Genomic DNA, 12,994 nt, shown 5'->3' with positions numbered 1-12,994 from the left:
GACTGCAGCAGCTCGACAAACAAGCCGGGACAAAGCATCATCATGCCGGAGCCTTGACAGATTACGACGATCTTTCCATCAATTAATGCCGCTGCCACTACATCCGGCCGCTCGGTATAGCGGAATTGAGGGAAGGGAGAATAAGTAGAATCCTCAATAAGTTCTTCAACATAAGATATTTCCAGTATTTCCTTATCCTTAATGGTGCCGATCCGCCTTTTAAATTCAGCCAATGTTTCCGGATCTACGCTGCCGTCAATGTAACCGTAAACGACCTCCGTTTGACTTTCTCCTCCTCCTGTCAAGGATTCCAGTTTAAATCGAGGAGATTTAATGCGGGCCCGGATTAGACCGATATTTTTTTTCAGGTTTTCTACTGAGCTTTCCCGGGGGCCGTAAACAACCGCTTCATTGACCGGTTCGGTGATTTGTCTGCCTTGAACTTTAACGGTCTGAAAGCTCAGCACTTTATCCCATCCGTCTATGAAAATGACGAGATCTCCGTTCAGAAGTCTTACGACCACTGTATCAAAATCATCGATAAGCACCGCGGTTTGACTAGAAGCGCCATGTTTTTCAAAAAATCGCATGAAGATCTCAGGTGTAACCTCTGTTCCTTGTCCAATCTCATGGCTCACCAGATCCTGCAGCGCGGCTTTCATGTAATTAACCTTTTTTTCTTCAACTAATGTATCAAAATAGACGGAAAAAGCCTCATTCCCGAGTTCAGGACCATACCTCCACGACAGAAATACAAAGTCGTAACAATCATCGAAGTTATCCTTAATTTGCTGCTGATTAACCTCAAGAATTTTCGAAATTGGTTTTTTTTCTCCGCCGTTGTTTCCGGTCTTCTGATCAAGTAAAGTCGTACTTGTCGAAGAGTCTTTACCGCTTGTTTCCCCAAGGAACCCGCCCTGCTCCATTTGCACGCCCCACTTTATCACATTTCCAGTATTTTGTGTTTCGAACTAAACCCTTCGCTGATACAGATATCATTATTGACATGAAGGAGATTGGATAAACAAAAGAAAGGGATACGATTAGTAAACGTATCCCTTTCTGGCTTATCTGATGGAAGAGTTGACGTCTTTGAAGATAGCGAAAAATGATGATCTTAGTCCCCACTCTGGCAGAAACAATCCCAAATCATGCCCGCTAATCCTTAGCGTATGAAGTTGAAATGTTGGCTCTACCCCTTTACAGATATAGAAAATCCACTATTTAGGGTCTAAATCATAGGTAATTGGTAAAAATACACACGAGAGGGGGAGTAACACATGGAAGGATCAGATTTGGTCACCGTTTATATTGATCTACTGCAAGAGAAATGCTGTCGATTTCCTAACCAACTTTTTGTAGGTGAACAAGGAAAGAAAAACTTGGCTTATCTGACACGATATTTAATCGAAGAATATTTGAACATACCCATTGAAGACATTCCTGATCGAGTAAGTGCAGATATTCTTTGGAGACATCGTTTGCGTCCCCCTGCCACAGTACATGGATGGAATTTTATTGAGTTGGTTCAACATGCGTATCCCGGTCAATTTTACGCGTGGGAGTTCAGGCAAGTTTCCAATGGTTACTGGAAAGGGGAGAAAGGACGACAACGAGCTATCGAAGCGATCAAGTATGTGAGCGAAGAAAAATGCAGGATTCCTTATCATGAAATTCCACAGTGTATAAACTATCATTTTTTTAAGGAGCATAGAATACGTGGCAATTTTAATCTGTTTGGACAATCTCCTTATCAAGTGGTTGATGCCGTATATCCTGATCAATTCCAACCATGGGAATTTGCCAATGTACCCATGAATTGTTGGAAAAATGCTATTAACATAAAACAAATGATGGATTGTCTTCTTTTCGAAAAACTTCAATTTTCGTCATATCAAGAGGCTCATAAGGAACTAAAAAAAAGGCATTTTTCCCAATACCGACTGACAGGATTCTATCAAATGGCCTTTGATATGCGATTACTCAAGGCGAAACATTGGATTTTCGATCAAGTGAATTCAGCAGGGGAAATAAATTAGTTATGAACAGACAAAACCGTCCTCTACTCGGGAAAAAGCGACTAAGATACGGCATCGCACATTCTTATGACAGAATTCCGAGTGGCCTTTTGCTTTTCTCATCCTTTGGGATGTATGTTCTGTGCGGGGGTGTGATTGATTATCTCTACCCGCTTGGGCCGTCCCTCGGCTTTTTGGATAAATTCCCAGTCATTTGGTTTCAAAAGAAAGGACAAATATCTACAATGCAGTATTTGTTAATTAAGTTTTATTCAACTATCGAACCCGCCTGTTAATAATCTGTATTTGAATGAATCCAGATCAATATAAATGGTTATAACAAATTATGATTCTTAGAATGAGTGAGGTTTCAGCGAAAATGAAATTAACCTATTTAACTGTAGAACTAATCACTGGTTTTTTCCTTCTATTTATACTTGTAAAGGTTCTTGGCAAAAAGATTATTAACCAAATTACACCTTTTACATTTATAGCAGCTATTGTTTTAGGCGAATTATTAGGAAATGCGGTTTATGATGAAAAAGTTAGTGTTTGGTATATTTTTTACTCTATGTCCTTATGGGCATTGCTTTTGTTAACGGTCGAGATTGTAGGCCAAAAGTTTTTGGGATTACGTAAGGTCTTTGAAGGAAAACCATCTGTATTAATTCATAATGGTATTGTGAATAGAAACCAGCTAAAGAAAAATCGAATGACTATAAATCAACTTCAAAGCCTCCTTCGGCAGTCCGAAACTTTTTCAATACGCGAGGTTGCTTATTGCTATTTAGAGGCAAACGGATCTATAAGTATATTAAAAAAGTCACCTAAACAAAAAATTCAACAGGAGGATCTTAACCTTCCAGAAAAAACCGTCTACATTCCAGTAACACTTATAAGAGACGGAGAACTATTAATGGATGAATTGATTGAGCTAGGTCGAAATGAGGAATGGTTGTTGCTTCAACTTCAAGCTCATGGAGTAGAAGATTTTCGGAATGTATTTGTCGCAGAATGGTTGAAGGGGGATGGGTTACTCGTCCAAACTTTTGACCAAGTTTCTGCTAAAAGAAACCAATCGATCGCTAAGCATTGAAGTAACACTTTTTAGCCAAAGAATGTCACTATTAGGGGTCACTTCGTGAAAAGAAAAAAATTGTATGTTAGCAGCATTCCTGTTAGATTGAAGCGATGAAAGCGTCAGATAAATCATGAATCGATCCTGGGGTCCTACCAACAAACCGCGTTTATCTATACTAGCAAATTCTATACTATTCATAGTACGCAATGTAGGGAAAACCATCGAAAATTGTACTTTGTTGACGAGATAACTTAACTCTGTAAACAATGTATTCAACGAAGTGGTGTCTTTACAATGAGCAGGCATCGGATAACCTTGCAAGGTAAACCGTGCCCTAGGGGCATCGGCACACGTGTTTAGAATCTGATGCCGCGAGACTCATTGTCAAGACGAATACGTTGTTTACATATCAACATTGAATGAACCGTTGAAAATTAAGGATTTTACTGTTGCGAGTTAAGATAACGTTAATTTGTTGGTAGGACCCCATTTCTTAGTAGCATCAGCGAATATCACCTCATTGGATAATATACCCAATTAACAATAATGTATTTTGTTATCCTGTCCGTTAAGTAGCAAAGGCCGCCGTATAGAAAATGTCGGCAGCCTGCTGTGTCGTTATTAAGCTCTCGTCAGCAATAGGTTAGCGTTTGAAGTGATCTCCGGCTTTTCACCTGCTCCACACGGAGCGTGCGACTTTCGAGCGTGCGACTTTCGCCGCACTCCGCATACGCTCTAACTGAACGTACTGGATCATAAGTTCCTCGTTACTCAAGGATATGGGCCGCTAGATAATCCCATTATCGTTAAGCTCACACTGTGTCATCCCTTCTCTGCGAAGAGATGTTCCCACGTTCCTACCCGATCGGTGCAATACACGCTTGGAAAACAATCGTTCTTTTCAGTTAGTCTTGGGGCTGTTCCTCCACTCCCATTACAGTAGATTCATCAGTCGTGCCCCTACCCTCACAATGATAAATGTATTTCAGCTTTTGCCTTATAACAACTGCTTCGGGTGACAGCCCTTGTTGCAACATCCCACCATTTTTCAGCCGCGCGACATATCCGTTCGCATACCTTTTCTTTTTGAATGGCTCCAGCCTTCGTTCTGCTGAATCAACCTGTTCTTCACACCACATGACCTGTCAGACATGACGCATGCAGGAGTATTGGCGGGATGGTTTCGAGAAACATGGCTCCTTCATTCCCATCCTCAGTTGTAAAGTTAAGATTAAGCATTTCTAATCTCCTGCTTTTCACGCTGTTAAACGCTTATAACAGAACTTGTCGATCGGTACTCGTTAGCTGAACACTCCCAAAGCAAATATGTTGGTTTCAGCAAGTCCGATTAATGAATCTCTTTAAACGAAGTTAGATCAAATTGGAGATTTTGAAGCTGCATTAGATGCACGGCCGATAAAAGCCCCAAGAGCTCGATGCCTTTAGCCGTTAATGCAATATGAACGCTTCGTGCATCGTCCGGATTAGGACGTCGCTTGACCAGATCGGATTTTTCGCAGCGGGTTACTAAACCAACACAAGCATGGTGCGTGATCTGCAGCTTTTCGGCCACCTCGGAGATGGTTGCGTAATCACGTCCCGGATATCCTTGAATGGCAAGGATTAATTGGTGTTGTTGTGGGGTTAGACCTACCTCCCTGGCGGCATTTTCACTGAAGTGAATAAATATGCGCAGCTTATATCTAAAATCCGCCAACTGCTCATACAAGGATTTCGATAAGTTTTGATTTGGCATTTATACATGCTCCTTTTCATATTTATATCGTATTGCGATATAAATTCAAGGCCCGGTGATCCATTATTGCAGTTGACATTTAATCACATTATGCCATTGGCTATGGCGATTTGTCTTCAAAATCCTATTTAGATTTGGAGTTGAGTTTTATGAAAGTAAGTGAGATTGTGAAATCCATTTCCTTCGGATTATTGTTTGCTATTTTTGCTATTGGTCTCTTACCATTTTTAGTCGTATACAGCTTGGCTGAGATATACGGTTTAGTTGAATTTTACGAATGGGGAGGGGTACCGCCTCTCTTCGTATTACCCAGATTGAAAAAGAAAGACAAGAAAAACAAGCAAACTTTTTAATTTTAAAATTTCTACTCCCCATTCAGCTATCCTGCCCGTTCGTATTATGGGGTTACCAGAAATTACTGGTCGACCTCATTTTTGCATGGTCGTAAGATTGTGGTAGCCGGGGGTCGAACGTTTCTGCCCGTGAGACTTGGATCTCGAGAGCTATTCCGTTCATCCCCCCTACTTGTTAAACCATGATTAGGCTAGTTGGGGCAAGACCCCGAATCACATGCGATAATGTGGACGACAATAAGATTAGGGGCTTCAGGCGAATATAAAACAAGGAGTGGTTACATGAATCCTGTCATTGGACTGAATGTTTCCAAAGGAGAAAGTCATGCACAAGCATCACTGACCGAGGAATACCGCATGGGAAGATCCTTCAATTTGAGTATAATCTTGAGGGACTGGCGTCTTTCCTAAACTATGTGCAGGACCTCGAATCCATAACCGGACTACGTCCAGCAGTAGTGTTAGAAGCAATCGGACACTACCATAGCCCCGTCATTCAGTTTCAAGATGAACATCAATACCAGTACATTGTCATTAATCCGTTAATTTCACACTAGGCCAAAAAAACCAGCTTACGTAAAGTGAAAACGGATATCGCGGACGCCCTTTCAAGGAAACCACTTTTTCAAGCCATCTCATCTCGCTGGAACTGCTCATTAATCTGCTTCTACAGTACCAAGAGCACCTAGTAAAGCTCGATCAATCCATATTAAATTCTCCAGTTCTTCTGTCAACGGGGTTAATTATAAATGGGTTTAATTATAAAAGCCCGCAAGAAAATACTAGATGGTCTTCTTCGGGTACTATAGCTTTTCAATAAACCCTGCAGAGGTGGCTTCCGGCGGCCTCGTATAAATCGATAAATATCGTTTATTCCGGTGCCGCAACAGCCGTTCTAAATCTTGTTCCGTCACATCCGGGTGTTTGGCTAATTCATTAGCAAAGGTATGGCGAAGGTTATGCGGCTGCAGTGGTGAAATGTGGCGCTCTGGATCTTTCAGCTCTGCATCGTGCCATTTACCGATTTGTTCTAAGATTCGGTTAATGGAGCGAGGATACAGCTGGCCATCTGCTTTTCGAGCCGGAGTTCCTTTCGCACTCAAGAATAAAGCGAGCGTTTCCTCCGCGTGATCCATATACCTTTCAAATTCTAAATAATCGGCCAGGGCAGCCCTTGCATCGGCCGACAAGTACTCGGTTCCTTCCGTTTTTCCCTTTCCGCGTATCCGGACGATCTTTGCACTGCGAGCTGCACGTAGCTGCACAGGGTCACTAGGTTCGACTTGATCCAAATTCAGATTCACCAGTTCCTCTCGGCGAAGCCCCGTCGAAAGCAGAACGTAAACGATCGCCCGATCGCGCTGCGGGCGCGCATGCGTTTTGAGTTCCATTTTTCCTTTCATCCGGCGCCGGTCCTTTTTGAGATGAAACCGCTCGAGTCGGTCACAGATGTTTTTAAGGGTAAGAATTTGCTCGGAAGTCAGCGTGCGCGGCTTGGGATCCGGCAGCATAATCTCCCGGATCCCTTTGGTCGGATCTTCCGACAACAGATGCGGCGCTCGAACTCGAAGCCACTTCATAAACCGGGACAGTGCAGCCTGGTGATTGTTCACGGTAGCCGGCGCATAACCCTTCCCTCCCTTTTCGGGAGAATTATACAGCTGCTCGAGCCACGCCGTAACATCCCGTTTTACAACAGCCGTTACTTTTTCATATCCGTACCGTTCCCGAAAGAAGTCAATGAACCGGCTTAGCTGCAGATCAATCTTTTTTTCGACATCTCGCTTCCGGTCCCCTGATATTTCCATCCCCATGTAGCGCTCTTTCCAAAGAGTCAATCTGTCCTCCTCCGGGTCATAGACCGAAAAATTCTTCCGTGTCGTGTTTTGTCTCACTTAGCAGTCTCCTTGAACGTCTTTTTCTACCTACTATAGCACAACTTAGAGCACAGAAGGGACAATCTGTGCCGTGTTTTGGATTTCTGTTTTAAAGTTGGATTAAATCGCTTCGAGTATGATAAAATGGATAATAGTAAGACGAATAAAAAGGACGGTGTGATATGGAACATTATATTAAATTGGAAAGCGAAATTCGGACGAAGTATCAGATAACGATTCCTGAAGAAATACGCGTGAAAGCAAAATTGGCAGTTGGCGATAAACTGTTATGGCAGTATGATGAGGTTCGTGACGAGATCATTGTGATGCCAAAACCAAAATCATTCTCCGACAAACTTTGGGGACTTGGAAAAGAATTATGGATAGATGAACCCAGTGATGATTATGTTCGGAAGGAGAGAGATAATTGGTGAATGCCTCCTCCCCCTCTTCATATAAGAAAATAGCGTTGGACACAAACATTTTTATTTACGTGTTTGAGCAGCATCCTGAATTTGGTGAGAAAGCGAAGTGGCTGCTCGAACAAATTGAGGAAGGAGCCTATTCAGCCGTTGCTTCGACCATTTCATTGACCGAGATCCTTGTGAAACCGATTCGGGATGGGAACCTGGCTCTAGAGAAACAGTACAAGCTGCTTTTCGCCCACTTCCCCAATCTTTCGGTTATGCCCGTGGATAATACGGTTGCCGAACGGGCCGCCTTCCTACGAGGAAAATATGGAATGAAAACACCGGATGCGCTCATGATTGCATCCGCCATCCTAGCACAAGCGGATGTTTTTGTTACAAATGATTTACGACTGGAACAGGTAGAGGAAATACCTTGTAGAACTTTGGCTCAATTATAACTGCAAGTAAAGGCTAGCTCGTTCCTGGTCCGCACTGATCCCTCAGTCAGTCATGTGCTGGAACTGGAATCTCGTCAGTACGTCTGTAAAAAAAGGAGCAGATCGTTCGCCCACTTTCAAAAAAAGATTTATGGGCAGTCTCCGTATTGACAGTCTCAGACGTATGTATAAAACTTCCTATTTCATAAAATAGTGTATTAAATCGTTAAAGCAGATCTCCCAATGTCGGATGAAAAAACAATATCTCCTCAATGAGCAAGAACTAATAAAAAAAGTCCTCGAAAATCAAGGACTTTACTTAAGAACAAGTTCTAACTCAGCCTAATTTCAACCCATCACAAGGTAATTAGTTGGAATAATTTTGCTTAATTGTGTGCAAACCGTATGAGGCTGTCTCAGCGGCACTCCGACTTCCATAGGAGCTTTGGAACAACTCCAGAGATAAATAACCGTGGTAACCCGACGCAAGTAACAGTTCCGCGATTCTACTCGTCGGCGCTACTCCTTCCCCGGGAAACACACGCGAATCGTCCCCAATCATTTCTCGGGTCGGGATATCCGGATAATCATTGACGTGAAATAATCCGATACGTGAACCCTCGAGTTTACCCAGCGCTTCAAAGGGACTGCCTCCGGTATACATGTGAAAAGGGTCTAACAGCATCTTTGCGTTTGGGATCCCACTTCGTGACAATACCTCCTGTGCCTCTTTCAGCGTAGAGAGCTTCTTGGCCCTTCCCCAAAATTCTAGATAAGGCTCTACGCCAAGTTTATCCCCTAATTCGAACAATTCAGAAAAGTAATTTGCGAACTGTTCCAATGTCACCGCCTCAACGGAACCGATCGGCGGTGCCGCCACGGCCTTGCAACCAACCTCAGCGAGAATCTGCATCTCTTCTTTTGCTTGTTGCATTCCCATTTTGCGAACCTCGTCGTTGACGTCCGCCCACGGGAAGAAGGCAATTGCGTTCACGAGCTCGATCCTGGCTTCATCTAACTTGGAACATAAAAGATCTGTCGTCCCTCCTTGAGACAAATAAGTTTGAATGTCTTCCACCCACAGCTCGATGCCTTGATAACCAGCCTCGGAAGCAATAGTGATTTGCCGTTCAACATCGCGTGTAAATGGAAACAGGGTAGAGGCATTTAATGCTGTCTTGAACGGAAACATGGCATTATCCCTCCAATTCCTCGTTTATGGAAATTGCTTTGCCTTCCGCGCAGCTCTTCAACGCCAATTCAATGATTCGAACCGCGGTTCGCGCCTCTTCCGGTTTGACCTCCAGCTCAGAACGGCCGGCAATGTGCTCATTTACGTTTCGGTAATATCCGGCATAATTGCCTGGGAACGTCTCTACATTACCTTCTAAATGTATTCCGTCAATGGAAGTAATCAGCTTACCCCACATTTCGGATGGCTCTTTGCCCCAATCCGAGACAGTGGCAGGCGTATGTCCCGCGATCAGTGCCGACTCTTGCGGATCGGTGCCGTATTTGACATAAGAGCCGAGTGTTCCGTGAAGTGAATACCTCGGCGTCGGAATGCGGACGAACCTCGATGATTTGAGAATGACCTTCAAATGGTTAGGGTAGCGCAGCGTGACATCGAAATAATCGGGAGCAGCCCCTCCCTTTCTTTGCGTTTGAATGTCGGCTTCAATGGATTCCGGAATGCCGAATAAGCATAAAGCCTGGTCCAGGAAATGGACACCTAAGTCATACCATACGCCAGTGCCTGGACCGGCAGCATCCCGCCAGTTTCCGGATACTTCCGGATTGAACCCGTCCCAACGGAACTCGCATTCCATAAGTTTCCCGAGGCGCCCCTGACGTAGCAGCTCTTTAATCGTCAGAAAATCGCCGTCCCACCGGCGGTTATGGAAGACGCTGAGCACCTTACCCTGCCTCTTCGCTAGTGCAATCAATTCATCCGCTTCCACAGACGTCGGCGTAAAAGGCTTCTCCACAACAACGTGTTTCCCTGCCAGCAAGGCGTCTCGAGTGAATGTGAAATGGTCCGTGCTCGGAGTTGTGACCACGACCAAGTCGATGTCCGGATCTTCATACAAGGCGCGAACGTCGTCGACGACATTCACCCACGGGTACCGCTTCTTGGAGACTGTGCCTTTGCGCTCTACGACTTTGGTCAACTTCAACTCCGGCACCGAAGTAATGACCGGCGCATGTAATGTACATCCGGCGTATCCGTAACCGATCAGCCCTACGCGCAATTCCCCTACCATCTAAACAACAACCCCCATCGACTTTAGGTTTCTGAAACTTGTGGCGATGCTATCGAACGGCGGACGACGACATTCGTCCTGTTCGACAATTAACCACTCCGTCCCCGCATCGGCTGCCGCTTCGATGATCTGGGACATTGGTAAAATCCCTGCGCCAACCTCAGCGAAGAACCGCTCTTCCCCCGGCTCCATGTCCTTCACATGCAAAAGCGGGCACCGCCCCTTGAGCAGTCGCAAGTAACGGATCGGATCCTCTCCTCCCTTGGCCACCCAATACACATCCAACTCCATCTGAACGAGCGCCGGATCCGTTTCCTGCAAGAGCAAGTCATACGCGGATGTGCCATTAAAATCTAAAAATTCCCAGTCGTGATTATGGTAAAGCAACTGAATGCCGCGCTCACGGCATCGATCTCCTATTCGGTTCAATTGCCCGGCAACGTCCTTTATTTCTTGGCTCGATTTGAAAGGGGTATAAGATAACGCTATATATTTGCTCTCAATTGTCGTTGCGTAGTCGAGCAATGAATCCAATTCGTTCTTCAAATCATCCATGCCCGAGTGAATACTGATGGCGCGAAGGCCTATTCGATCAAGATGCGCCTTGAATTCCTGCGGCGTTGTCCCGCTCGGCGGCATTCCAACCTCAACTCCTTGATAGCCGATCGTTGCTGCCTTCTCCAAGGATCCAAAGAAATCAATATCCAATTCTGCGCGGATAGTCCACGGCTGCAATCCGATTGCAAATGTCATAAACAAATCTTCCTCTCAACAGAAAATGATTACTCATCTAACAAATTGTATTGTAATCCGAGGGGCAGCGGCGCTGGACGTTTAAATGGCGCTTCAACAGTCGTATGCCGACCCGATGAGGAAGAATCAAGCAAACCGAGCGTGACGTCCAGCACATGTCTCGCCATCTCACCGCTTGCCCGATGCGGACGGCCGGATCGAATGGCGTGCGCCATGTCCGCGATCCCGATGCCTCTGCTGTTGGCCGAAAAACCATGGGAATAAGGAATTTCTTTCATTATTCCGTTACGCTGCAAAATGCGAATCTCACCATCAAAATTGTTCGGATCGGGAACATACAGAGTACCTTCGGTTCCGTAGATTTCAAGTCTTGGCGCATAACCGAAGCTCTCCTTAGCCGCTTGCATGGTGGCAATCACTCCGGATTCGAATTGAAGTACCGCAGCCGTATTCATGAACGCTTCCACGGGGAACGTCTCTCCGAAACGCGGCGCTCTTGGATTTGTAATAGTAAGTTGCTCACGTACGTTAGAAGTGAACCCCGACACTTGCCGAACAGGGCCCAACAAATTAACCATGGCAGTAAAATAATACGGAGCAATATCGAAGAGCGGGTCCCATCCCGGTCTCAGTAGAGCTCCCATATTCGGATGCATACCATCCCAAGCATGGCCCATCATAATCGAGCCGCTCGCTGCATAAGGTATGCCAATCCATCCGTCGTCGATAATTTTACGACACGTCTGAAGTCCCCCGCCAAGAAACGTATCCGGGGCAGAACCGACGCGGAGCCCCTTCTCTAGAGCTAGAGACAGCACGCGATCAGCGTCTTCCTGGGACAAAGCGAACGGCTTTTCTGTATACGCATGTTTGCCTGAATTCAAGATTTGCAAATTCACTTCCGTATGCACATGCGGCGCAGTCAGATTAATTACGATTTCGATCTCCGGATCTGCGAGTAATTCTTCGACAGTACAAGCTTTAGGCACACCAAACTCAGCCGCGCGCTTCATCGCCAATTCAGGAACCAGATCCGCGACCGCTGCGACATCCAGAATGTCGAACTGGTTCACACAATTTTCCAAGTAAATGCCGCTGATCATACCGCAGCCAATGATACCCACTTTCACTCGTTTCATGATTTTAAATCCCCTCTCTTTATTCCTTTACACTGCCAAGAACAATCCCTTTGATGAAAAAGCGCTGCAAAAACGGATATACCATCAATATTGGAAACGCTCCTAGAAATATTTGCGCTGCTTTAAACGTCCTGTCGTTGATTTCAGCCAACAAACCAAGATTTTTCGAAGCGATATCCGATAGATCCTGCTGCACGATTATCGTCTGCAGATAACTTTGCAATGGATAATTCTCCGGCCGATTCATGAAAATAAGCCCGTCGAACCAGGAGTTCCAATGATTCACCGTCGCGAATAGCGTGATGGTAGCAAGCGAAGGAAGCGATAGCGGAACAAAGATGCGCCACATTGTCGTCCATTGACCCGCACCGTCGATGAACGCCGCTTCCTCCAGCTCCTTTGGCAAGTTCCGGAAGAAGTTCATCAGCAAGATAATGTTGAAAACGGGTACTGCGCCAGGCAGCACTAAGGCCCAGATGGAATCCAGCAAACCGGTATATTTCACTGTCATGTATAGCGGGATCAGACCCCCGCTAAATAGAATGGTTATAATGAATACCCACGCATATATCGTCCTTGACCGAAATGCATTCCTTTCCTTCGACAAAGGATAAGCGACAAGTATCGTAAGAAACATGTTCACGGCAACCCCGAGTCCGACACGCTGCAGCGTCACTTGAAATGCCTCGAAAAATTTACCTTGCTTCAATACATATTCGTACGAAGCGGTCGTAAATCCAACGGGCCAGAACTTGACGAATCCACCTGCTGCAGCCTCACTCGAACTGAACGAGACAGCCAATACATGGATAAGCGGGAATAAACACATGAGGGACAACACGGTTAGAAAAGTATAATTAAAGCAATCAAAGAGTCTTCGGCCGATGGAGTGCCGCTCTACCATAT

13 protein-coding genes are annotated in these 12,994 nt (G+C 45.1%); 5 read left to right on the top strand and 8 right to left on the bottom strand.

The genetic code is table 11. The features are described from left to right. The coding region (locus RCO25_RS30710; RefSeq protein ID WP_308999885.1) for a spore germination protein at positions 1-926 on the bottom strand (926 nt) is incomplete at its 3' end. A 354-nt stretch (positions 927-1,280) separates the two neighbouring features. Here RCO25_RS30710 and RCO25_RS30705 point away from each other — a divergent pair. Together RCO25_RS30705 and RCO25_RS30700 are read left to right on the top strand one after the other, a co-directional pair. Continuing rightward, positions 1,281-2,039 (top strand): DUF4046 domain-containing protein, encoded by a 759-nt coding sequence (locus tag RCO25_RS30705; protein WP_308999884.1) that lies wholly within the window; start codon positions 1,281-1,283, stop codon positions 2,037-2,039. A gap of 358 nt (positions 2,040-2,397) precedes the next feature. Beyond that, positions 2,398-3,114, top strand: a complete 717-nt coding sequence (locus RCO25_RS30700) for a DUF421 domain-containing protein (RefSeq protein ID WP_308999883.1) — start codon at positions 2,398-2,400, stop codon at positions 3,112-3,114. A 1,333-nt stretch (positions 3,115-4,447) separates the two neighbouring features. On the opposite strand, the gene RCO25_RS30695 is transcribed toward RCO25_RS30700, so the two are convergent. Further along, the gene (locus RCO25_RS30695) at positions 4,448-4,855 is read right to left on the bottom strand and encodes a MarR family winged helix-turn-helix transcriptional regulator (protein WP_308999882.1); all 408 of its coding nucleotides are present in this window, start codon (positions 4,853-4,855) and stop codon (positions 4,448-4,450) included. A 149-nt stretch (positions 4,856-5,004) separates the two neighbouring features. Between RCO25_RS30695 and RCO25_RS30690 the strand changes: the two genes are divergently transcribed. Next, positions 5,005-5,208, top strand: coding sequence for a hypothetical protein (locus RCO25_RS30690; RefSeq protein ID WP_308999881.1), 204 nt, complete (start codon positions 5,005-5,007; stop codon positions 5,206-5,208). Positions 5,209-6,011: 803 nt separating this feature from the next. Here RCO25_RS30690 and RCO25_RS30685 read toward each other — a convergent pair. Then, positions 6,012-7,103: a tyrosine-type recombinase/integrase gene (locus RCO25_RS30685; protein ID WP_308999880.1), complete on the bottom strand. Its 1,092-nt coding sequence runs from the start codon at positions 7,101-7,103 to the stop codon at positions 6,012-6,014. 164 nt (positions 7,104-7,267) lie between these two features. Between RCO25_RS30685 and RCO25_RS30680 the strand changes: the two genes are divergently transcribed. Beyond that, entirely contained in the window at positions 7,268-7,519 is a 252-nt protein-coding gene (locus RCO25_RS30680) for an AbrB/MazE/SpoVT family DNA-binding domain-containing protein (protein ID WP_308999879.1), read from the top strand. Continuing rightward, positions 7,516-7,953: a type II toxin-antitoxin system VapC family toxin gene (locus tag RCO25_RS30675; protein ID WP_308999886.1), complete on the top strand. Its 438-nt coding sequence runs from the start codon at positions 7,516-7,518 to the stop codon at positions 7,951-7,953. The genes RCO25_RS30680 and RCO25_RS30675 overlap by 4 nt, the downstream gene beginning before the upstream one ends. 346 nt (positions 7,954-8,299) lie before the next feature. On the opposite strand, the gene RCO25_RS30670 is transcribed toward RCO25_RS30675, so the two are convergent. From RCO25_RS30670 to RCO25_RS30650, 5 genes are read right to left on the bottom strand one after another with little or no spacing between them, the layout of a single operon-like run. Then, the gene (locus tag RCO25_RS30670) at positions 8,300-9,124 is read right to left on the bottom strand and encodes a sugar phosphate isomerase/epimerase family protein (RefSeq protein ID WP_308999878.1); all 825 of its coding nucleotides are present in this window, start codon (positions 9,122-9,124) and stop codon (positions 8,300-8,302) included. A 4-nt stretch (positions 9,125-9,128) separates the two neighbouring features. Beyond that, positions 9,129-10,196, bottom strand: a complete 1,068-nt coding sequence (locus RCO25_RS30665; RefSeq protein ID WP_308999877.1) for an oxidoreductase — start codon at positions 10,194-10,196, stop codon at positions 9,129-9,131. After that, a complete protein-coding gene (locus RCO25_RS30660; protein WP_308999876.1) occupies positions 10,197-10,949 on the bottom strand; it encodes a sugar phosphate isomerase/epimerase family protein in 753 nt (250 codons plus the stop codon). It abuts the gene before it with no gap. A 29-nt stretch (positions 10,950-10,978) separates the two neighbouring features. Further along, positions 10,979-12,088, bottom strand: a complete 1,110-nt coding sequence (locus RCO25_RS30655; protein ID WP_308999875.1) for a Gfo/Idh/MocA family protein — start codon at positions 12,086-12,088, stop codon at positions 10,979-10,981. Positions 12,089-12,107: 19 nt separating this feature from the next. Further along, entirely contained in the window at positions 12,108-12,992 is an 885-nt protein-coding gene (locus tag RCO25_RS30650) for a carbohydrate ABC transporter permease (protein ID WP_308999874.1), read from the bottom strand. Positions 12,993-12,994: the final 2 nt, after the last annotated feature.

It is taken from the genome of Paenibacillus sp. LHD-38 (genome assembly GCF_031157315.1).
Lineage (GTDB): Bacteria > Bacillota > Bacilli > Paenibacillales > Paenibacillaceae > Pristimantibacillus.
This window is presented reverse-complemented; position numbering and strand designations above follow the sequence as displayed.

Excerpts from the sequence above, each read along its gene's own strand:
- RCO25_RS30690 (WP_308999881.1), top strand. The coding sequence starts at position 5,005 with ATGAAAGTAAGTGAGATTGTGAAATCCATTTCCTTCGGATTATTGTTT.
- RCO25_RS30700 (WP_308999883.1), top strand. The coding sequence starts at position 2,398 with ATGAAATTAACCTATTTAACTGTAGAACTAATCACTGGTTTTTTCCTT.
- RCO25_RS30655 (WP_308999875.1), bottom strand. The coding sequence starts at position 12,088 with ATGAAACGAGTGAAAGTGGGTATCATTGGCTGCGGTATGATCAGCGGC.
- RCO25_RS30695 (WP_308999882.1), bottom strand. The coding sequence starts at position 4,855 with ATGCCAAATCAAAACTTATCGAAATCCTTGTATGAGCAGTTGGCGGAT.
- RCO25_RS30665 (WP_308999877.1), bottom strand. The coding sequence starts at position 10,196 with ATGGTAGGGGAATTGCGCGTAGGGCTGATCGGTTACGGATACGCCGGA.
- RCO25_RS30660 (WP_308999876.1), bottom strand. The coding sequence starts at position 10,949 with ATGACATTTGCAATCGGATTGCAGCCGTGGACTATCCGCGCAGAATTG.
- RCO25_RS30650 (WP_308999874.1), bottom strand. The coding sequence starts at position 12,992 with ATGGTAGAGCGGCACTCCATCGGCCGAAGACTCTTTGATTGCTTTAAT.
- RCO25_RS30670 (WP_308999878.1), bottom strand. The coding sequence starts at position 9,124 with ATGTTTCCGTTCAAGACAGCATTAAATGCCTCTACCCTGTTTCCATTT.
- RCO25_RS30680 (WP_308999879.1), top strand. The coding sequence starts at position 7,268 with ATGGAACATTATATTAAATTGGAAAGCGAAATTCGGACGAAGTATCAG.
- RCO25_RS30705 (WP_308999884.1), top strand. The coding sequence starts at position 1,281 with ATGGAAGGATCAGATTTGGTCACCGTTTATATTGATCTACTGCAAGAG.